A 17,688-nucleotide genomic window follows, 5' to 3' on the forward strand; every position below is an offset into this window, starting at 1 on the left:
GCTCCGCTGCGGTATCGCGGCGGGCGGATAGGAAGGATTGCGATGGCGGATGTTCAGCTCAGACTTGACCATAGCAGCATCATTTTGCGGCCTGACCCATCGCGAACGGTGGTGCGACCGTTTTCTCTCGAATATCCGGCGCAATTTCAGCGGGAAGGGCATAGCCGCGCACAGGCCATCGTCGACCGCGTCCTGACCCTGACGGGCGACGCATTGACGGCGGAGCTAGCGTTGATCGTGGATTCGCTGGATGAGCGCCACCGCGACGTCGATGCGATGTTGCTGCGGCGCTACGATGAGGTTGCTGCCGCTTTGCCGGTGCCGCCGGTGGCCTCGGAAGGCCAACGCCGCTTGATCGGCGCGTATTTCAGCGAAGAATTTTCATACGAAGCTGCGGCCTTGTTCAACCCGAGTGCGGTCGTCGCGCCCGACCAGAGTGGCCTCGAAGATGGCGCGGTGCGCTTCGTCCTTTCGCTACGCGGAATTGGGGAAGGGCATGTTTCTTCGGTCGCATTCCGCACGGGCAACTGGGTGCCGGGCGGTGCGCTCAAGATCGATTTGCCAAGCTTGGTCGCGGTGCCGCCGATTATCGAGGGTACGGATGTCGATGCCGGGGCGGTGGTGATGCTCCGCTGCGGTGGCAGCCGGGATATTTCCGAGACCGTGCTGTTTCCGGTGCTGCCGAGCCAACGCCAGGGCATTGAGGATTTGCGGCTCGTCCACTTCACCGAGGAAGATGGTAGCACCACCTATTACGGGACCTACACCGCCTTCAGCGGTGCGGCGGCGCGCCCGGAATTGCTGTCGAGCGATGACTTTCGCAGTTTCACGATGCGGGCGCTAACGGGCGATGCGGCGGGGGCTAAAGGCATGGCGCTGTTTCCGCGCCGCGTCGGCGGGCGATTCATGATGCTGGGGCGCCAGGATAGCGAGAGCATCTGGCTGCATGCCTCCGACGACATTCTGCATTGGGCGGGCGGCGGCAAGATCGTCTCGCCGCGTTACCCGTGGGAGTTTGTGCAGATGGGCAATTGCGGCTCGCCGATCGAAATCGACGAGGGCTGGCTGGTGTTCACCCACGGCGTCGGGATGGTGCGCAATTACTGTGTCGGCGCTTGCCTGCTCGACAAGGTCGATCCGTCGCGCCTGCTGGCGCGCACGCCCGCGCCGATCCTTACGCCAAGCCCGCTCGAGCGCGACGGCTATGTGCCCAATGTGGTGTATAGCTGTGGCGTGCTGGCGAAAGGGCGCGATCTGCTGATCCCGTATGGCGTGGCCGACAATTTCACGGCGTTCGCCACGACCACGGTCGACCAATTGCTCGCGGCGATGGCCTAGTCAGCCTTCATAAAGCCGCGCCCGTTATTATATTCGGGTGGTGAACACGCTTCCTGATCTTGGGCCCCAGGGCTCGCTCTATCTGCTGGTCGTCGCTGTCGTGGCGGTGATGGTGCTGGCGCGGCGCGTGCCGGTGATCGGGCGGTTCCTCGCTTTTGCGGTGACCGCCGGATGCCTGGTGCTGGTCGCTGTGCTGCTGATGGAGCGCGCGCCGCTCGACCCGACCTTCGCCCGCGTGGCGCAGCGGTTCGAGCTTGGCGGACAGCGCGTGGTGGGCAAGGAGATGCGCGTGCCGATGGCGGCGGACGGGCATTTCTGGGTGCGGGTGAAGCTGGGCGGGATCGAACGGCGGATGCTGGTCGATAGTGGTGCCACGGTCACCGCGATTTCGGCCGATACCGCCGCCGCAGCGGGGATCGAGCCGAGCGATTCGCTGATGCCGGTGATGATGCAGACGGCCAATGGCACGGTGGCGGCGCAAACCGCGACAGTGCCGGAACTGCGCATCGGCAATGTCGTCGCGCGCGATTTGCCGGTGGTAGTGTCGCCCGCCTTTGGCGACATGAACGTGGTGGGGATGAACTTCCTGTCGCGCCTCAAATCCTGGCGGGTGGAGGATGGGGTGATGATCCTGCAACCGCATCACCCCCAAACGGCCTGATTTCCCTCCCCCTGGGTCGGGGAAGGGAAGGGGCCCGACTTCCGGGAGGGATTAGGCGTCGATGCTCGTGCCCAGCGCCGCATGGACCAGCCCGCCATCGACGGTGATCGTATCGCCCACCACATAATCGCCCGCGCGACTGGCGAGGTAGATCGCGGCACCCGCCATATCCTCATCGACGCCGATACGCTTGGCGGGGATGCTCTGTGCGATCGCTGAACCGTGGTCGCGTGCGGCCTTGTTCATCTCGCTGGCAAAGGCACCGGGCGCGATCGAGGTGACGTTGATATGATCGGTGATGAGCCGCGCCGCCATCCGCTTGGTGAGGTAGATCAGCGCCGCTTTCGACGCCTGATAGCTGTACGTCTCCCACGGGTTCAACCGCTGGCCGTCGATCGAGGTGATGTTGATGACCTTGGCGGGTCGCCCGGCGCTCGCGGCGGTTTTCAGAGGGGCGTGCAGCGCCTGGGTCAGGAAGAAAGGGGATTTGACGTTGAGGTCCATCACCTTGTCCCAGCCTTTTTCGGGGAACACCTCGAACGGTTCGCCCCAGGCCGCCCCCGCATTGTTGACCAGGATGTCGAGCCGATCGGTATGTTCCGCCAGTTGTGCGGCGAGCGCCTTGCACCCGGCCACCGTCGACACGTCCTGCGGCAGCGCAATGCATTTCTCGCCCAGCTCCGCCGCAGTTTCGAAACAGGCATCGGCCTTGCGCGACGAGATATAGACGATCGCGCCTTGTGCGATGAAGCCGGTCGCGATCATCTTGCCGATGCCGCGCGAGCCGCCGGTGACGAGGGCGATACGGCCGTCGAGCCGGAACAGGGTATTGGTGTCCATGTTTCTTCCTTCTTCTCCCTCTCCCCGCTTGCGGGGAGAGGGTCGGGGAGAGGGGCCGTCATGAGAGCGCGCCGCACTGCCCCTCTCCCGCGCGTCGCTTCGCTCGCTTGCCCTCTCCCCGCCAGCGGGGAGAGGGAGAGTGGTTATCCCCCGCGCTTAATCGTTTCGCGCGCGATGATGAGTTGCTGGATCTGGCTGGTGCCTTCGTAAATGCGGAACAGCCGTACGTCGCGGTACAGCCGTTCGATCCCGTAATCGGCGATATAGCCCGCCCCGCCAAAGATCTGCACCGCGCGGTCCGCTACACGCCCGACCATCTCGCTCGCATAATATTTGGCCGCCGCCGATTCCATGACGACGTCCTTGCCCGCATCCTTGCCCGCCGCCGTCTCCAGCACCAGCGCGCGCGCGGCGAGCGCTTCGGTCTTGCTGTCGGCGATCATGGCCTGGATGAGTTGATGCTCGGCAATCGGCTTGCCGAACTGCTTGCGCTCGGTTGCATAGGCCACGCAATCCGCGATCAGCCGCTCGGCGACGCCGACGCACACCGCCGAAATGTGGAGCCGCCCGCGATCGAGCACGCGCATCGCGATCTTGAAGCCTTCGCCCTCGGCCCCGAGCCGGTTCTCCACCGGCACCACCACGTCGTCGAAATGCACGTCGGCGACCTTCGCGCCCTTTTGCCCCATCTTCTTTTCAGGCTCGCCGACGCTGACGCCAGCCAGCGCGCGCGGCACCAGAAACGCCGAGACACCGCGTGCGCCGGGATCGTCGCCGGTCCGCGCCATCACCGTGAACAGATCGGCCTTGTCGGCATTGGTGATGTAGCGTTTGGTGCCGCTCAGCCGATAGGATTGGCCGTCAAAGGTCGCCCGCGTCTTTACCGCGCCCGAATCCGATCCGACATCGGGCTCGGTCAGCGCAAAGCTGGTGATGATTTCGCCGCTTGCGATGCGCGGCAGCCACGCCGCTTTCTGCGCCGCATTGCCCGCCATCACCAGCCCTTGCGAGCCGATCCCGACATTGGTGCCGAAGGTCGAACGGAAAGCAGGGGTGGTGCGGCCAAGCTCGATCGCGACCTTGGTTTCCTCGAACATGGTCAAGCCAAGGCCGCCATACTCCTCGGCGATCGACAGGCCGAACAGCCCCATGTCGCGCATTTCGCGGACGATGTCGGCGGGGATCGCGTCGGCGTCCTCGACCGCGCCCTCCAGCGGCCGGAGCCGCTCCGCGACGAAGCGCCGCACGGTTTCGATCAGCGCGTCGAAAGTTTCGGGGTCGAGTGCCATGATCTCTCTTCTCTGCGCCATCATTGCGAAACGGGGCTTGGCGGCAGTGGTAGGGAAATGCCGGGATCGTCGCAAGGCCGCACCAAACCCGAAATTCCAAAAATACCACGACAGCACGGATTGACCGGCCCATGACCCGTACTAAGGTGACAAAAAAACAGGAGAGTGAGATGCGTTTTGCGGGCAAGCGCGCCGTCGTCACCGGCGGAGCCTCAGGAATTGGACGTGCTACCGCGCTGCGGCTGGTGCGCGAAGGGGCGGAAGTGTGGATCGGCGATGTCGATGTCGCCGGCGGGCAGGACCTTGCCGAAACCTCCAACGGGCGCATCCATTTTCTCCGCACCGACGTGACCGAGGTCGCCGATATCGCCGCCCTGCTACAGGCGGCGGACGATGCCGGGGGCATCGATGTGCTGTTCAACAATGCCGGGGCGGGCGGCGCGCGCGAGACGATCGACGCGATTTCGCCCGAGGATTGGGATCGCACGCAAAGCCTGTTGCTGCGCTCGGTCGCGATGGGCATCCGCTATGCCGCCCCGCTGATGATCGCGCGCGGCAAGGGCGGGGCGATCGTCAACACGTCGTCGATCGCAGCACTCCAGACCGGCGCAGCACCGACCGCGTATTCGGTCGCAAAAGCTGGCGTGTTGCATTTGACGACGCTTGCCGCCGCCGACCTGTCGCAGCATAACATCCGCGTCAACGCGGTGTGCCCGGGCTTCATCACCACCAACATCTTTACCTCGGCACTCGGCATTTCGGGCGAAAAGCGCGTGATGGCCAATGGCATGATCGAACAGGTCGCAGCGCACGCGCAGCCCTTGCAGCGCGCGGGCACCGCCGACGACATCGCCGCCGCCGTCGCCTATCTGGCCAGCGCGGACGCAGCTTTTGTTACCGGTACGCATATCGTCGTCGATGGCGGCATGACGATCGGCCCGCGGCATAGCTGGGACCCGAAGACGCCGTCGCTCTTCTCCAGCCTTGAGGCGTTTACCGCGTGACCGCGCCGCTCGCGATCCCGGCGGCGCGACGCCTCGGCGCGCGTAGCCGTTGGTCGTTCGGGCTCGGTTCGATCGCTTATGGGGTGAAGGACAGTGGCTTCGCGACCTTCCTGCTGCTGTTCTACAATCAGGTGATCGGCTTGCCCGCCGGGCTGGTGGGCGTGGCGATCATGGCGGCGTTGGTGGTCGAGGCGTTTGTCGATCCGCTGGTCGGCTATCTGTCGGATCATACGCGAGGGCGTTGGGGGCGGCGGCATCCGTGGATGTATGCCTCGGCGCTGCCGGTGGCGATTGGCTGGCTGTTATTGTGGAACCCGCCGCATTGGTCGCACGCGGCGCTTGGCTTCTATGTATTTGGCAGTGCGCTGTTGGTGCGGATCGCCTTGTCGGCGTTCGAGATTCCGTCCTCGGCGCTGGGGCCCGAACTCAGTTCGGACTATGACGAGCGCACCCGGATGTTCTCCTATCGCTATTTGTTCGGCTGGGGTGGCGGGTTGGCGATGCTGGCGCTGGCCTATGGCGTGTTCCTGGTGCCCGATGCGACGCATCCGGTGGGGATCCTCAACCGCAATGGCTATGCCGGCATGGCGACGCTGGCGGCGGTGGTGATGGCGGTGTCGATCGTGCTGTCGTCGATCGGCTTGCACCACGAAATCCCGCTGCTGCCGCAAATCCCGAAATCACGGGAAACGCTGGCCGAGCATTTTGCCGATTTTCTCCGGACCGTCCGCAATCGCGGTTTTCTGATCCTGATGGCGGCGGGGGTGTTCGCCTATACCGCGCAGGGCGTGTCGTTCGCGCTGTCGACCTATATGTATCAGTTCGTCTGGCAATTTGCGGGCCGCGATTTCAATTGGCTGTCGCTCGCGCTGATGATCGGGGCGCTAGGGGCGTTCTTCCTGGCCCCCGCACTGACCAAGGGCGGCGACAAGCCGCGCATCGGCATGATCGCGTCATTTGGTGCCGCCGTGCTGCTGGTGTCGCCTTACGTGCTGCGGCTGGCGGGCTGGTTTCCGGAGCCGGGCTCGCCGCTGTTGCTGCCGGTGTTGCTGACGATCTTTGCGGCCAATACGGCGTGCGGCGTGTCGGCCTTCATCCTGGGTGCGGCGATGCTGTCGGATGTGGTGGAGGAATCCGAAGTGCGCACCGGCAAACGATCCGAAGGCGTGTTCTTTGCCGGCGGGTTCTTCGTGCAGAAGCTGGTTGGCGGGCTCGGCATCTTCATGGCCAGCGCAATTCTGGCGTTCGCGCAATTTCCACAGGGCGCGCGCCCCGGAATGGTGCCGACCGAGACGCTCGACCGGCTGACAATCGTGTTTATCGCACTGGAGCTCGCCTTTTACGGGATGGCGGGGCTTTGCTATGCGCGCTTTCCGTTCGGGCGCGCGGACCATGATGCGCGGCTGGTTTCGGCGGCGCGGGGTTAACCCGCTACGGGTCGGACGAAGCTGCTCAACACCCAGCCCGATTTGCATGGCCCCGCATAGGGGCGCGCATTGGCCAGCGTGGCCGCTACCCCGCAATCCAGTTGCGGGGAATCGGTCGGCGCGACCACCACGCCCTGCCAGCGTTGGTCGAGCGAGCGCTGACACAGGAACAGCTTCGCGCCCTCGCCAAGCCGGGCGACTTCCTGCGCCTCGGCAAAGGGGGCGGCGCGGAGCGGCAGATAGGCCTCGCCTTCGGGCGACACGTTCACGACCACGCCGGAACTGGCGCAGGCCGGATAGGCCGGGCCGCCGTCACCGACACGCACGGCCTGCACGCCAGGGGTGAGGGTCGTGGTATTGCTCTGATAAAGCGACGGATCGTTGCTGAACGCGCCTTCCCGCGAGCAAGCGGTCAAGAGCAGGGCGATCACCAGGATGCTGCGGTTCATGGCCGATTCTTAGCCGAGTGCTGGTCCGTTGGCGAGCGGGCATCATCCGAAAGCACTGTTTCGGCAGCGGCGAAAAGCCACCCATCGTGCGACAAACTCACTTCGTCGGAAATGGTTCCGTTCGCCGCGTGGCGGGGTTTCCAACCCCGCTATGAACTGCTTTGAGACACTCAACGAATTCATCGCGACCTGAGGGGGTCACATGACAATCCGGACTTTGACAGCGCGTTTTGCGCTGGTGGTATCTTGCGCCCTGATGACGGCGACCCCAGCGATGGCCCAGTTCTGGCAGTGCGCGCCTTATGCCCGGATGATTTCTGGCATCGAGATCCGCGGCAATGCCAACACCTGGTGGGGCCAGGCCGCCGGTCGCTATGCGCGCGGTCATGCGCCCAAGGTTGGCGCGGTGCTGGCCTTTGCTTCGACCGGCCGGATGCGCCTCGGTCATGTCGCAATGGTCAGCGAAGTGATCAGCGATCGCGAAGTTCTGCTCACCCACGCCAATTGGTCGCGCCGCGGCGGCGTCGAGCGCGATGTCCGCGCGATCGACATCTCCGAGAAGGGCGACTGGACGCGCGTTAAGGTCTGGTACGGTCCGCAGGGTGGCCTTGGTACGTCTGCCTATCCGACCAAGGGCTTCATCTACGCCGAACATGCACCGCTGAACGACCAGGGCGACGATGCGGTCGACCGCACTGCCAAGGCCCCGATCGTGATGGCCTCGCTCAACCAGGGGTCGGCGCGCTTCTGAGCCGCCAATCCGCGCTACGTCCCCGGCGTTATGCCTTGCCGGGGGTGAAGCCAAGCGCCACGCCGTTCATGCAATAGCGCTTGCCCGTGGGCTGCGGGCCATCGTCGAACACATGACCAAGATGTCCACCGCAGCGGCGACAATGCACCTCGGTGCGCGTGAAGCCAAGCGAGCTGTCCGCGCGGGTGCGCACTGCATTCGGCAACGGGGCCCAGAAGCTTGGCCAGCCCGTGCCGCTGTCGAACTTGGTTTTCGACGAGAAAGCAGGGAGCGCACAGCCCGCGCAGGAAAAAATGCCCGCGCGATGTTCGCTGTTGAGCGGGCTGGTGAAGGGGGTTTCGGTGCTTTCGTGGCGCAGCACGGCATAAGCGGCGGGCGACAGCTTCTTCCGCCACGCAGCGTCGCTCAACACGACCTCGAAATGCTCGGGCGGGCTGGCCGTGGCACCTTTGCAACCGAATAGGGCGATCGCTGCGGCACCGGTGCCGGCGAGGCTGAGGAATTGGCGGCGATGGGGCATCAGGGCGGGCATTGATAGGGTCCTCTCTCGAACGTCATGTGGCTATACGTGTGCGGCGACACAATAGTTACGCAGCTTTCCCCCGATGGATGCACTGCGCCCGGAACCGCCTGCAATCTCGCGCGCTTTTGGCATATGACGATGCAGCAACTCGATCCGCCGCTTCCGGTGCATGTCCTCGACAAGGGCGCAGGCTACGCCTTCGCCGTGATCGATTACGGCCAGGAGCATAACCTCATCTGGGTCACCGCGATCAACGAGACCGGTGAAATCTGGTGCGCGCCCAATCCACGCGTTCGGATGCAGGCCAACTGGACGATGGGACGCAAGAAGCCAGCGGCAATCGCGCGAGAAAATGGCGATTGCTCAGGCGCGGGCGAGCCGGTGGTAGCGGAAGCGATCGCCAAGCCGAACTGAGCAATGATGGTTTGACTCGGCAGATGCCGATCTGCATCCTCCGACCGGCATGCGGGGGCATGCGGGGGAAAACCGATGCCGTTCCGCTACGCGCCGTATTGGCTCGCCGCGCTACTCGCGCTGACCGTGATCGGCTTTTGGCCGGGCTATTTTTCGATATTGGCAAAGGCACCCTGGGGCTTTCATCTCCACGGCATCAGCGCGACCTTGTGGCTGATCCTGCTCGGCGTGCAAAGCTGGTCGGCGCATGCGCGGCAGATGGCGCTGCATCGCCGTGGAGGGATGGCGAGCCTCGTGCTCTTTCCGGTGTTTTTCGCCGGCAGCGCGGGGGTGATCTGGAGCATGGCCGCCGCAACCGCCGCAGGTGACCCCTTCTACCAGATTTATGGCGCACGGCTCGCGACGATGGATCTCATTTCGACGCTGCTGCTGGGCTATCTCTATTACCACGCGCTGGCCGAACGCGGCCGAGTACAGTTGCACGCGCGGTATCTGCTCGCGACGCCTCTGCCGCTGATCATGCCGATTGTCGGCCGGGTATTCGCTGGGTTCGTGCCGGGGTTGGTCATTCACGGCCCGCACGATTTCGCGCTGTTCGCCTGGTCGGTGCGCCTGTCGAGCGTGGTCGCGCTCGCCCTGACCGCATGGCTCTATGTCAGCGCGCCGCGCCACGGCAAACCCTTTGCGGTCGCTGGTGCGGTGCTGCTGGTACAGACGATAGTGTTCGACACGCTCGGCGCGACTTATGGCTGGGACGCGGCCTATCGCTCGCTCGCGCTGTTGCCGGTGGCACCGTTACTGCTCACCGGCCTGGCCGCGGGCGCTGCGGTCGCCTGGTTCGGCTGGGCCGCAGGGCAACGTCCGCGCGTCCGCGCGGTCAGTACCGGCTGATCTCGACCGGCAACTTGCGATAGCCATGGACGAAACAGGCGGCAACGCGCTCGGGCTCGCCGAGCACGTTTACGCGCATCCGCCGCTTGGCCATCTCTTCCAGCAACACCGAAACCTGCAATTCGGCGAGGCGTGCGCCAACGCAGCGATGGATGCCGTGCCCGAACGCCAAGTGCCGACGCGCATTCGCACGATCGACGATGATTTGGTCGGCATTCTCGAACACGCTCTCGTCACGATTGGCCGACAGATACCACAAGGCCAATTTGTCGCCGGCCTTGATCTGTTGCCCCTCCAATTCGGTATCGGCGGTGGCGGTGCGGCGCATATGCGCGAGCGGCGTTTGCCAGCGGATCACTTCCTGCACGGCATTGTGGATCAGCGATGGGTCGGCCTCGAGCTTCGCGCGCTGGTCGGGGAATTGGTCGAGACCGTAGGCGACCGCGCTCATGGTGTTGCGGGTGGTGTCGTTGCCGCCAACGATCAGCAGGATCAGGTTTCCGAGAAACTCCATCTGATCCATCTCGGCCATCGCGTCGGAATGGATCATCATCGAAATGAGATCGGGGGTCGGATCCTTGCCGACCTTGGCGTTCCACAAATTCTGAAAATAGGCACCGCATTCATACATGTGCTTCAGCCGTTCGAGGCGCAGTTCGTCATTCTTGGCGAGCTCGATGTCGCCCGCCCAGTCCGACCAGAAGGTCAGCTTGCGGCGTTCCTCCCACGGAAAATCGAACAGGATCGCCAGCATCTGCGTGGTCAGCTCCACCGAAACGGTATCGACCCAGTCGAACGGCGTATTCCAGTCGAGCGAGTCGAGAATTTCGGACGTGCGCGTGCGGATATTGTCGCTCATCCGCACCATTTCGGAAGGCGTGAAGGCAGGGGCGACGGTGCGGCGCTGCCCGGTATGTTTCGGACGGTCCATCGCAATGAACATCGGCATCCGCACGTCGGTCGGGTTATTTTCGATGAAGTCGGCGAGCGTAATGCCGCCGGCCTGCGACGAATACAGATCGGGCAGCGATTCGACCGTGATGATCGGCTTGTAGGTGGAAACCGACCAATAGGGGCCGAAGTCCGAATGCTCGACGCGGTGGACCGGCGATGTCGCGCGCAACTCGCGGAACGGTGCTTGCCAAACGTCGTCGCGATAGAGTTCGGGACGGCTGACATCGAGCGGATCGACCGCGCGCACGGGTGCTTCGGGTGCCAGAGTCGCCATCATCACTCTCCTGTCTTTTTATGGAGAGAGAAAAGCCCTAACTGACACTCATGTCAACAGGGTTTCGCCGTCGGAACAGCGGTCCTCCGCTACCCGATTTGAGGACGCCGCGCCGGAATGCCCGCGCGCCGATCGTGATCGCGATCGCCACCCACAAAGCCTGCCAGCCAAGCGCTGCTACGTGTGGCCACAGGTCGGGCTTGTCGGCCGCGCGCGCCGCCATTGCGTAAGGCGAGCTCAGCGGAAACAGCTCGATAAAGCGCGTCGTTGCAGCCTCGGGTGCGCCGATTGCCTTTAGCGCGAGCCCGAACATCGCGACCTGGATGATGGTGATGGGCAGCGACAGCATCTGCAATTCGCGCGGGGTCGAGGCTTGCGCGCCCGCGCCGAGGAACACCGCACCGAGCAGCAGATAGGCCATCGCGAAATAGGCGAAGAACAGCAGGAAGAACATCGGCACGCCCACCGCCGGGCCGATCTGGCCGATCGCGCCGGCATATTGCGCGGGCAGGATGCCACCGACCTGGCTGACCAAAGTCGCCCAGAAGGCGACGAACAGCAGCGCCGACCCGAACATGCCGAGCAGCTTGCCGAAGAACACCGCCTCCAGCGGCACGGCAGCGGCGAGCACTTCGATCACCTTGTTGCTGCGTTCCTCCATCATCGTGCCGACTGCCTGGCCCGCGAGCAGCAGCGTCAGGAAAAAGATGCCGATCACGGCGATGAACGCCGCCTGCTTGTGCCCGCCCTCGGTCGGCGCGATGCGCGCGATCGACGTCAGCGTCGCGGTGCTGAGCGGCGCGGTCTGCGCAGGATTGGTGCGCAGCGTCGCCTCGGCCAGCGCCGCCATATAGCGGGCATCGCCGCGCCCCTGGCCATCGTAGAGGATCGTCGGGTGGGCAAGATCGCCGAACAAGGCGGCGGAGACATCCGCCCCCTTGCGCACGGTGAAGGCCGCGCGCGCCTGTGCCTGCGGGTCGGCCGTCGGATTTTCCAGCGTCAGCGTGGCGGGACGATCCCCGCGCGGGAACATCGCGCGCAGCCGTGCGTCGGCGGCGCGCATCGCCGCCTGCTGCGCGGGTGCGACGATCGCGACGATTCGGGTCTTGTCGGTCGATCCGCTGGCCACGCTCGACGCGCCCATCCCGCCGACCAGGCCGAAGCCGATCGTGAACAAGGGCGAGAGCAGGAACAGCAGGAAGGTGGGGGTGAACACCGTCGCCACGAAATCGCGCCGGGCGATGGTGAAGGTCTGGCGGATGATGCGGGGCAGCTTGCTCATTGGCCTTGCTCCAGGGCGGCCTTGCCGACGATGCGGACGAACGCGTCGTGCAGGCCGGGACGTTCGATCGAGAGACCGGCAATGCCGTGGCCCGCGCCGATCAGGCGGCTGAGCGCTTGCTCGACCCCGCCATCTGGCACTTCGAAATGCCAGCCTTGTTCGTCATGCGTGGCGTCTTGCGGCAGATGCGCGGCGATGGCGGCGTCGTCGCGTTCGGGCACGTAATGCGCGCGCATCGGCAACAGGCCGCGCGCCTCGGCGACGGTGCCCTCAAAACGGCGCTTGCCGCCCGCGATGATCGCGAGCCGGTCGCACAGCCGCTCGGCATGGGCCATGACATGGGTGGAGAACAGCACCGTCGCCCCGCGATCGCGCTCGGCGAGGATCAGCGCCTCCAACCGTTCCTGGTTGACCGGGTCGAGCCCGGAAAAGGGTTCGTCGAGCACCAGCAGATCGGGCTGATGCACCACCGCGCCCAGCAATTGCACGAGCTGCGCCATGCCCTTCGACAATTTGCGGATTTTGGTGTCGACCGCATGGCCGAGCCCGTTGGCTTCGAGCAGCGCCACAGCGCGCTTGCGCCCGGTCTCGAGATCAAGTCCGCGCAAAGCGCCCATAAAGGCGATCGCATCCTTGGCGCGCATCGCGGGATACAGGCCGCGTTCCTCGGGGAGGTAGCCGACGCGGTCGCTGGCGTCGCGCGGGCGATCATGGCCGAGCAGCGTGCGCGTTCCGCCATCGGGTTCGATAATGCCGAGCAGCATCCGCAGCGTGGTGGTCTTGCCTGCGCCATTGGGGCCGAGCACGCCGTAGATCGTGCCCGTTGGCACCGCGATATCGACCCCGTCGACGACGCGCCGGTCGCCGAAGCGCTTGATAAGGCCCGATGCGCGGACCGCGAATTCCTGCCCCAACACCAATTCCCTGTTTCAGCCCAATTCCCTGTTGGGCGGTGCCCGTGGTAGCGGGTGGTGGTGCAGTTCGACAAGTCACTCCATGCCCGCCTGGTGGCGAAGGCGTCCGAATGTGGGTTCGCCGCTTGCGGTGTCGCCTCCGCCGATGCCGCGCCCGAGACGGCGGCGCGGCTGCGGCAGTGGCTGGCCGAGGGGCGGCACGGCGAGATGATCTGGATGGAGGCGCGTGCCGATCACCGCGAATCCCCCGCTGGCCTGTGGCCCGAGGTGCGCAGCGTTATCGCGCTGGGGATGAGCTATGCCCCCGCGCGCGATCCGCTGGCGCTGGCCGGGCAAGGCGGCATCGGGCGGATTTCGACCTATGCGCAGGGCAGCGATTATCACGACGTCGTCAAACGCGCGCTGAAAGCGCTCGCACGCTGGCTGGTGGGGGAGGTGCCGGGCATCGACGTCAAGGTGTTCGTCGATACCGCGCCGGTCATGGAAAAACCGCTGGCGGCGGCGGCACGGCTCGGTTGGCAGGGCAAGCACACCAATCTGGTGAGCCGCCACGAGGGAAGCTGGCTGTTTCTGGGGGCGATCTACACGACGTTGGAGGTGGCGGCATTCGGGGCGGAGGAGGCGCAGGAGCGCGACCGCTGCGGCTCGTGCGACGCGTGCCAGCGCGCCTGCCCGACCGATGCCTTTCCTGCGCCCTACCGGCTCGACGCGCGCCGCTGCATTTCCTACCTCACGATCGAGCATGCCGGGCCGATCCCGCACGAATTTCGCGAGAGCATCGGCAACCGCATCTATGGCTGCGATGATTGTCTCGCGGTGTGCCCGTGGAACAAGTTTGCCGAGGCCGCGCATGCCAACCGCGCCTTTCGGCCGCGTGCCGAACTGGCGGCACCGGCGCTGGCGGATCTGCTTGCGCTTGACGACGCGGCTTTCCGCCAGGTGTTTTCGGGCTCGCCGATCAAGCGCATCGGCCGCGACCGGATGATGCGCAATTGCCTGATCGCGGCGGGCAATAGCGGCGATGCTACGCTACGCGCGCCGGTCGCGCGGCTGCTTGATGATCCCAATGCCGTGGTGGCGGAAGCTGCGGGATGGGCGCTGGCGCGGCTGGCTTAGGCGCGCGCTACTTCCGTCGTCCCGCCTGCAACGCCCCGACGCAGCTCGCGCGGTCGATTGGCGATCCGTCGGTCTGGCGCGCATCCAGATAGGTGACGACAGGCTCGGCGTTGCCTTTGGGGTACAGGTAGGTGTCGAGCACGCAGGTCGCATTGCCGAACTGCAGCTTGCGCGCGGTGCCTTCGCGGATGTCGGCGACCGGGGCCCCGAACATCCGCGTCAGATTGGCGGCATTCGTTCCCAGAACTCGGTCAAGCCCGGTGGTTCCGGTCGGGATCGGGATGAGCGGCGGGCGTACCGTGCTGGGGGCCGGTGTCCCGGTGGTCGCGCAGCCCGCGACCAGCAGTGCCGCTGCCAAAGCGCCAAGAGCCTTCATGTGTTTCGCCCCGCATGGAACAGATGGGTCGCCATCGCCGCGCCAAGGATCGGCGCGAACAGGTTGAGCACGGGAACCATGAACAGGGCGGTGCCGGCAACCCCCAGCGCGAAGCGATCGACTGCTCCCGTCTTGCGCCAGTCTCGCATCATCGCATCGGGGATGTGGCGCGCAGCGACCATCGCCCCGAGATCCTGACCCAGCAGCCAACCATTGACCAGGAAGAACAGCAGCCACGTGCCCACGCCCGTGACCAGCAATGCGACGTAGATCGGTGCAAGCGCGAGATTGACGAGGATAGCACGCACTGCCGATTGCCAGCCGAGCGCAATGCCGCGTGCCAGCGGTACGGTTCGCGCGGTGGCGAGGGCGGCGGGATAGTGTCTGGCCTCCACCGCGATCACGATCTCGTCGGCAAAGACGCCCATCACCGCGACCGCGATCACGCGGAACAGCAGCCAGCCAAGCCCGAACCCGGCCAGCAATGCGACCGCGCCCAGCAGCCCGCCGACGTTCGCACCCCAGCCCAGCCATGTCGCCAGCCTGGTTGCGCCATACCACAGCGCTCCGCCGAACCCCGCCAATAGCGCCAAGGTCACCGCGAGCGATTTGAGGAAGACCGCAGCGAATGCGCGGTCGCCAATCTGGCCAATCGCGAGGAGGAAGGCGCGGAGCATGACTGCGGTCTTAGCGGGCGATCGTGCAAGACGAAACCACCACACAGCGCGACCGCGACCGGCCAGGGCCTAATTGTAGCGTGTCGGGCGTGTAGAGGCGCGCAACCCTTCGCTGGTATGGGCCGAGATAAGGCAAAGCTCGGCATACAGCCGGTCCCACAGCGATGCCGGAATATCCAGGGCGACGAGGCCGCCATCCTGGGTCAGCGCCAGATTGACGACGGGATCGACCACCAGCCGAAATTGGGTCGCAAAGGGGCCCCCGACGATTTCGTCGGGAAGTCCGCCCGACAGGGACAACCGGGCGGCCATCAAAAAGGCACGCAAGACCTCGGCACCATAGCGATCCAGGAGCGCTCGCGTGCCGTTGCTCAAGTCACCCCGTTCCAGGATTACCAGGCTGCCCGCATGGCGATCTTCGGCCGTTACACGGAGCCTGCTGCCCAGCCCGTCGGCTATCTCTCTAATGCGCAGCGACAATGCTCAAACTCCTGTTATCCTTGTTCCATTATAGCGGGGATCGCGCCCGCATTCGGTCGCCGCGACCGATGAAACGCAGGGTAAAAAAGAAAAGGGGCCGACGTGGTTTCCCACGCCGACCCCAGTACAGCGACCAGATACGCGGCCGCTGATCTCTCTTAACGGAACAGCGACGTGATCGCCTGCGGTGCCTGGTTGGCGATCGAAAGCGCCTGCACACCGAGCTGCTGCTTGACCTGCAGCGCCTGCAGATTTGCAGACTCCTTGGCCAGATCCGCATCGACGAGATTGCCGATGCCCGTCGTGATCGTGTCCGACAGCTTGCTGACGAAGGTCATCTGGCTGTCGATCTTGCGCGAAGCCGAACCCAGCGTGCTGAGGCTTGCGTTGATCGTGTCGGACACGGTGCTGAGCGTATCGACCATGGTCTTCGCGCCCGCTGCGGTCGTGAAGGTGGAACCAATCGCCGTCGTGACGCCTGTTTCGAAATCCTGGTTGGCGACGTCGAGGGTGGCTGCGGTCGTGTCGGTCGACTGCAGGGCCTTGACGGTGCCGGCCGAGGTGCTCGACAGGAGGTTCGTACCGTTGAACGACGAGGACGCGATAACCGTCGAGATCTGATCCTTCAACGCAGTGAAGTCTTTTGCGTTGGCGGACAGGCTGGCGGCATCAAGGCCGGTGTCGCTTGCGGTCGTTGCCTTGGCCTTCATCTGGTTGACCAGATCCGAGATCTGCTCGGCACCGGCAGTTGCCACGTCAACAACGCTCTTGGCGCGGCTGAGCGAGGAACTGACGGCCTTCAGGCTACCCACGTCACCACGAAGGCCTTGGGCGATCGTGTACGAAGCCGAGTCGTCCTTGGTCGAGGAAACGGCCAGGCCGGTCGTGATGCGGGTTTGGGTCGTCGCGAGGGACTTGCCGGTCGCACTCAGGCTCTGGAGAGCCGTCATTGCGCCGACGTTGGTGTTTACCGAAAAGCTCATTGTAATTTCCTTCTAGGATTGAGAGCCGCATTCTGCGGCCTGGGGCCAGACGCCACCCCGGCGATGTTCGGCGAGAAATGCCGCTCACCTCTCCATTTTGGGAAAGTTATTGGATTACCAAAATCGAATGGCAATTTATTGAAGGTTACCAAAAGATGAAGGCGCGGCCATGGTCATCGCGACGCAATTGGCCCGCCTTCCCGCGCGCGGGAAAACGAGCCAATCGGCGATGGAAGCATCAGAAATAAAACAAAATATTAGGGATATCAGAAAGGGAACAGCGCGTCATAAATCTGCTGGCCCCAACGTGCCTGTTGCGCGTCGGTCAACTGACCCTTGCCGCCATAGATGATGCGCGCTTCGGCGATCTGGGTGTGCGGAATGCTGTTGTCGCGACCAATGTCTTGCGGCCGGACGATGCCGGTTACGATCAACTCGCGCATTTCGAAATTGACCCGCACTTCCTGGCGCCCGCGGATCATCAGGTTGCCGTTGGGCATCACATCGGTGACGATCGCCGCCATCGTCATGTTGATCGTTTCGGATCGCGCAACCGTGCCGGCACCGTTATAGCCTGAGGTCGATTTGGTATCGACCAGCTTCGACGGGTCGACTTGCCCGGGCAGAATTTTGGTCAGCGGGTTCTGTAGCCCCAACAAGGCGCTGATGCCGCTGGTTTCGGTACCGCCGCGGGTGCGGGTCGTTGCGTTGCCCAAGTCCGCTTTGTCCGCGATGTTGATGCGGATGGTCAGGATGTCGCCCTTTTGCGAGGCGCGCTGGTCGTGGAAGAACGCACCCGCGCCGGTGCGAAAGAGCGACGCATTGGGTGCCGGCGGCGGGGTCGTGGCCGAACGGGCCTGGCCGCGCCGATCGGACGGGGCCGAGAGCGATGGCTCCAGCGCCGGGCCATCGTCGGCACCGGCGGGGCTGAGCTTCGGTGCCTTGCCAACACTGGCCAGGCGACCGGGTATGCCGCATCCGGCGAGGGTGCTGGCGAGGAGAAGCAGCGCAAGAGTCTTTTTCATAGCGGTTCTTTCGGTTCGGC

At 64.7% G+C, this 17,688-nt stretch carries 20 protein-coding genes; 8 read left to right on the forward strand and 12 right to left on the reverse strand.

What is annotated here, in order from left to right; genetic code table 11:
• The first annotated feature begins 42 nt into the window (after nucleotides 1-42).
• Together ACP7BL_RS08340 and ACP7BL_RS08345 are read left to right on the forward strand one after the other, a co-directional pair.
• Nucleotides 43-1,338: a glycoside hydrolase family 130 protein gene (locus ACP7BL_RS08340; RefSeq protein ID WP_033966294.1), complete on the forward strand. Its 1,296-nt coding sequence runs from the start codon at nucleotides 43-45 to the stop codon at nucleotides 1,336-1,338.
• A 40-nt stretch (nucleotides 1,339-1,378) separates the two neighbouring features.
• A complete protein-coding gene (locus ACP7BL_RS08345) occupies nucleotides 1,379-1,999 on the forward strand; it encodes a retropepsin-like aspartic protease family protein (protein ID WP_426258074.1) in 621 nt (206 codons plus the stop codon).
• A 51-nt stretch (nucleotides 2,000-2,050) separates the two neighbouring features.
• On the opposite strand, the gene ACP7BL_RS08350 is transcribed toward ACP7BL_RS08345, so the two are convergent.
• Together ACP7BL_RS08350 and ACP7BL_RS08355 are read right to left on the reverse strand one after the other, a co-directional pair.
• Nucleotides 2,051-2,839, reverse strand: coding sequence for an SDR family oxidoreductase (locus tag ACP7BL_RS08350; RefSeq protein WP_426258075.1), 789 nt, complete (start codon nucleotides 2,837-2,839; stop codon nucleotides 2,051-2,053).
• A gap of 143 nt (nucleotides 2,840-2,982) precedes the next feature.
• Nucleotides 2,983-4,128 (reverse strand): acyl-CoA dehydrogenase family protein, encoded by a 1,146-nt coding sequence (locus ACP7BL_RS08355; protein WP_426258076.1) that lies wholly within the window; start codon nucleotides 4,126-4,128, stop codon nucleotides 2,983-2,985.
• A gap of 170 nt (nucleotides 4,129-4,298) precedes the next feature.
• Here ACP7BL_RS08355 and ACP7BL_RS08360 point away from each other — a divergent pair, with 170 nt between their 5' ends.
• Both ACP7BL_RS08360 and ACP7BL_RS08365 read left to right on the forward strand, forming a co-directional pair.
• A complete protein-coding gene (locus ACP7BL_RS08360) occupies nucleotides 4,299-5,132 on the forward strand; it encodes an SDR family NAD(P)-dependent oxidoreductase (RefSeq protein ID WP_033964177.1) in 834 nt (277 codons plus the stop codon).
• Nucleotides 5,129-6,559, forward strand: coding sequence for an MFS transporter (locus ACP7BL_RS08365; RefSeq protein WP_426258077.1), 1,431 nt, complete (start codon nucleotides 5,129-5,131; stop codon nucleotides 6,557-6,559). Before ACP7BL_RS08360 ends, ACP7BL_RS08365 begins: the two co-directional genes overlap by 4 nt.
• Here ACP7BL_RS08365 and ACP7BL_RS08370 read toward each other — a convergent pair.
• The gene (locus ACP7BL_RS08370) at nucleotides 6,556-7,008 is read right to left on the reverse strand and encodes a hypothetical protein (protein ID WP_033964176.1); all 453 of its coding nucleotides are present in this window, start codon (nucleotides 7,006-7,008) and stop codon (nucleotides 6,556-6,558) included. The genes ACP7BL_RS08365 and ACP7BL_RS08370 overlap by 4 nt on opposite strands.
• A gap of 202 nt (nucleotides 7,009-7,210) precedes the next feature.
• Between ACP7BL_RS08370 and ACP7BL_RS08375 the strand changes: the two genes are divergently transcribed.
• Complete coding sequence (locus ACP7BL_RS08375) at nucleotides 7,211-7,759, forward strand: CHAP domain-containing protein (RefSeq protein ID WP_341203981.1); 549 nt, start codon at nucleotides 7,211-7,213, stop codon at nucleotides 7,757-7,759.
• A gap of 28 nt (nucleotides 7,760-7,787) precedes the next feature.
• On the opposite strand, the gene msrB is transcribed toward ACP7BL_RS08375, so the two are convergent.
• A complete protein-coding gene (msrB, locus tag ACP7BL_RS08380) occupies nucleotides 7,788-8,279 on the reverse strand; it encodes a peptide-methionine (R)-S-oxide reductase MsrB (protein WP_126848202.1) in 492 nt (163 codons plus the stop codon).
• A gap of 135 nt (nucleotides 8,280-8,414) precedes the next feature.
• On the opposite strand from msrB, the gene ACP7BL_RS08385 reads away from it, so the two are divergent.
• Nucleotides 8,415-8,696: a hypothetical protein gene (locus tag ACP7BL_RS08385; protein WP_033964174.1), complete on the forward strand. Its 282-nt coding sequence runs from the start codon at nucleotides 8,415-8,417 to the stop codon at nucleotides 8,694-8,696.
• A gap of 75 nt (nucleotides 8,697-8,771) precedes the next feature.
• Nucleotides 8,772-9,587: a hypothetical protein gene (locus tag ACP7BL_RS08390; RefSeq protein ID WP_126848031.1), complete on the forward strand. Its 816-nt coding sequence runs from the start codon at nucleotides 8,772-8,774 to the stop codon at nucleotides 9,585-9,587.
• Here ACP7BL_RS08390 and ACP7BL_RS08395 read toward each other — a convergent pair.
• From ACP7BL_RS08395 to ACP7BL_RS08405, 3 genes are read right to left on the reverse strand one after another with little or no spacing between them, the layout of a single operon-like run.
• Complete coding sequence (locus ACP7BL_RS08395) at nucleotides 9,574-10,815, reverse strand: cytochrome P450 (RefSeq protein WP_033964182.1); 1,242 nt, start codon at nucleotides 10,813-10,815, stop codon at nucleotides 9,574-9,576. The genes ACP7BL_RS08390 and ACP7BL_RS08395 overlap by 14 nt on opposite strands.
• 37 nt (nucleotides 10,816-10,852) lie before the next feature.
• Nucleotides 10,853-12,097: an ABC transporter permease gene (locus tag ACP7BL_RS08400; protein WP_341203984.1), complete on the reverse strand. Its 1,245-nt coding sequence runs from the start codon at nucleotides 12,095-12,097 to the stop codon at nucleotides 10,853-10,855.
• Nucleotides 12,094-13,017, reverse strand: coding sequence for an ABC transporter ATP-binding protein (locus ACP7BL_RS08405; protein ID WP_426258078.1), 924 nt, complete (start codon nucleotides 13,015-13,017; stop codon nucleotides 12,094-12,096). Before ACP7BL_RS08405 ends, ACP7BL_RS08400 begins: the two co-directional genes overlap by 4 nt.
• 48 nt (nucleotides 13,018-13,065) lie before the next feature.
• On the opposite strand from ACP7BL_RS08405, the gene queG reads away from it, so the two are divergent.
• Nucleotides 13,066-14,127, forward strand: a complete 1,062-nt coding sequence (queG, locus tag ACP7BL_RS08410) for a tRNA epoxyqueuosine(34) reductase QueG (RefSeq protein WP_426258079.1) — start codon at nucleotides 13,066-13,068, stop codon at nucleotides 14,125-14,127.
• 7 nt (nucleotides 14,128-14,134) lie between these two features.
• On the opposite strand, the gene ACP7BL_RS08415 is transcribed toward queG, so the two are convergent.
• From ACP7BL_RS08415 to flgH, 5 genes are all read right to left on the reverse strand, one after another.
• Entirely contained in the window at nucleotides 14,135-14,503 is a 369-nt protein-coding gene (locus ACP7BL_RS08415) for a hypothetical protein (protein ID WP_126848023.1), read from the reverse strand.
• Nucleotides 14,500-15,180 carry an EI24 domain-containing protein gene (locus tag ACP7BL_RS08420; RefSeq protein ID WP_126848021.1) on the reverse strand — a complete coding sequence of 227 codons (681 nt, stop codon included), beginning with the start codon at nucleotides 15,178-15,180 and terminating at the stop codon, nucleotides 14,500-14,502. The genes ACP7BL_RS08415 and ACP7BL_RS08420 overlap by 4 nt, the downstream gene beginning before the upstream one ends.
• 69 nt (nucleotides 15,181-15,249) lie before the next feature.
• The gene (locus ACP7BL_RS08425) at nucleotides 15,250-15,660 is read right to left on the reverse strand and encodes a hypothetical protein (RefSeq protein WP_126848019.1); all 411 of its coding nucleotides are present in this window, start codon (nucleotides 15,658-15,660) and stop codon (nucleotides 15,250-15,252) included.
• A gap of 158 nt (nucleotides 15,661-15,818) precedes the next feature.
• Nucleotides 15,819-16,643, reverse strand: a complete 825-nt coding sequence (locus ACP7BL_RS08430; RefSeq protein ID WP_426258080.1) for a flagellin — start codon at nucleotides 16,641-16,643, stop codon at nucleotides 15,819-15,821.
• A gap of 266 nt (nucleotides 16,644-16,909) precedes the next feature.
• Nucleotides 16,910-17,668, reverse strand: coding sequence for a flagellar basal body L-ring protein FlgH (flgH, locus tag ACP7BL_RS08435; RefSeq protein ID WP_126848015.1), 759 nt, complete (start codon nucleotides 17,666-17,668; stop codon nucleotides 16,910-16,912).
• Between the last annotated feature and the right edge of the window lie 20 nt (nucleotides 17,669-17,688).

The organism is Sphingomonas sp. DC1600-2 (assembly GCF_049897605.1).
Taxonomy (GTDB): domain Bacteria; phylum Pseudomonadota; class Alphaproteobacteria; order Sphingomonadales; family Sphingomonadaceae; genus Sphingomonas.

Excerpts from the sequence above, each read along its gene's own strand:
- ACP7BL_RS08430 (WP_426258080.1), bottom strand. The coding sequence starts at position 16,643 with ATGAGCTTTTCGGTAAACACCAACGTCGGCGCAATGACGGCTCTCCAG.
- ACP7BL_RS08370 (WP_033964176.1), bottom strand. The coding sequence starts at position 7,008 with ATGAACCGCAGCATCCTGGTGATCGCCCTGCTCTTGACCGCTTGCTCG.
- ACP7BL_RS08375 (WP_341203981.1), top strand. The coding sequence starts at position 7,211 with ATGACAATCCGGACTTTGACAGCGCGTTTTGCGCTGGTGGTATCTTGC.
- ACP7BL_RS08420 (WP_126848021.1), bottom strand. The coding sequence starts at position 15,180 with ATGCTCCGCGCCTTCCTCCTCGCGATTGGCCAGATTGGCGACCGCGCA.
- ACP7BL_RS08360 (WP_033964177.1), top strand. The coding sequence starts at position 4,299 with ATGCGTTTTGCGGGCAAGCGCGCCGTCGTCACCGGCGGAGCCTCAGGA.
- ACP7BL_RS08350 (WP_426258075.1), bottom strand. The coding sequence starts at position 2,839 with ATGGACACCAATACCCTGTTCCGGCTCGACGGCCGTATCGCCCTCGTC.
- ACP7BL_RS08400 (WP_341203984.1), bottom strand. The coding sequence starts at position 12,097 with ATGAGCAAGCTGCCCCGCATCATCCGCCAGACCTTCACCATCGCCCGG.
- ACP7BL_RS08395 (WP_033964182.1), bottom strand. The coding sequence starts at position 10,815 with ATGGCGACTCTGGCACCCGAAGCACCCGTGCGCGCGGTCGATCCGCTC.
- ACP7BL_RS08390 (WP_126848031.1), top strand. The coding sequence starts at position 8,772 with ATGCCGTTCCGCTACGCGCCGTATTGGCTCGCCGCGCTACTCGCGCTG.
- ACP7BL_RS08415 (WP_126848023.1), bottom strand. The coding sequence starts at position 14,503 with ATGAAGGCTCTTGGCGCTTTGGCAGCGGCACTGCTGGTCGCGGGCTGC.
- ACP7BL_RS08385 (WP_033964174.1), top strand. The coding sequence starts at position 8,415 with ATGACGATGCAGCAACTCGATCCGCCGCTTCCGGTGCATGTCCTCGAC.
- ACP7BL_RS08340 (WP_033966294.1), top strand. The coding sequence starts at position 43 with ATGGCGGATGTTCAGCTCAGACTTGACCATAGCAGCATCATTTTGCGG.
- msrB (WP_126848202.1), bottom strand. The coding sequence starts at position 8,279 with ATGCCCCATCGCCGCCAATTCCTCAGCCTCGCCGGCACCGGTGCCGCA.
- flgH (WP_126848015.1), bottom strand. The coding sequence starts at position 17,668 with ATGAAAAAGACTCTTGCGCTGCTTCTCCTCGCCAGCACCCTCGCCGGA.
- ACP7BL_RS08355 (WP_426258076.1), bottom strand. The coding sequence starts at position 4,128 with ATGGCACTCGACCCCGAAACTTTCGACGCGCTGATCGAAACCGTGCGG.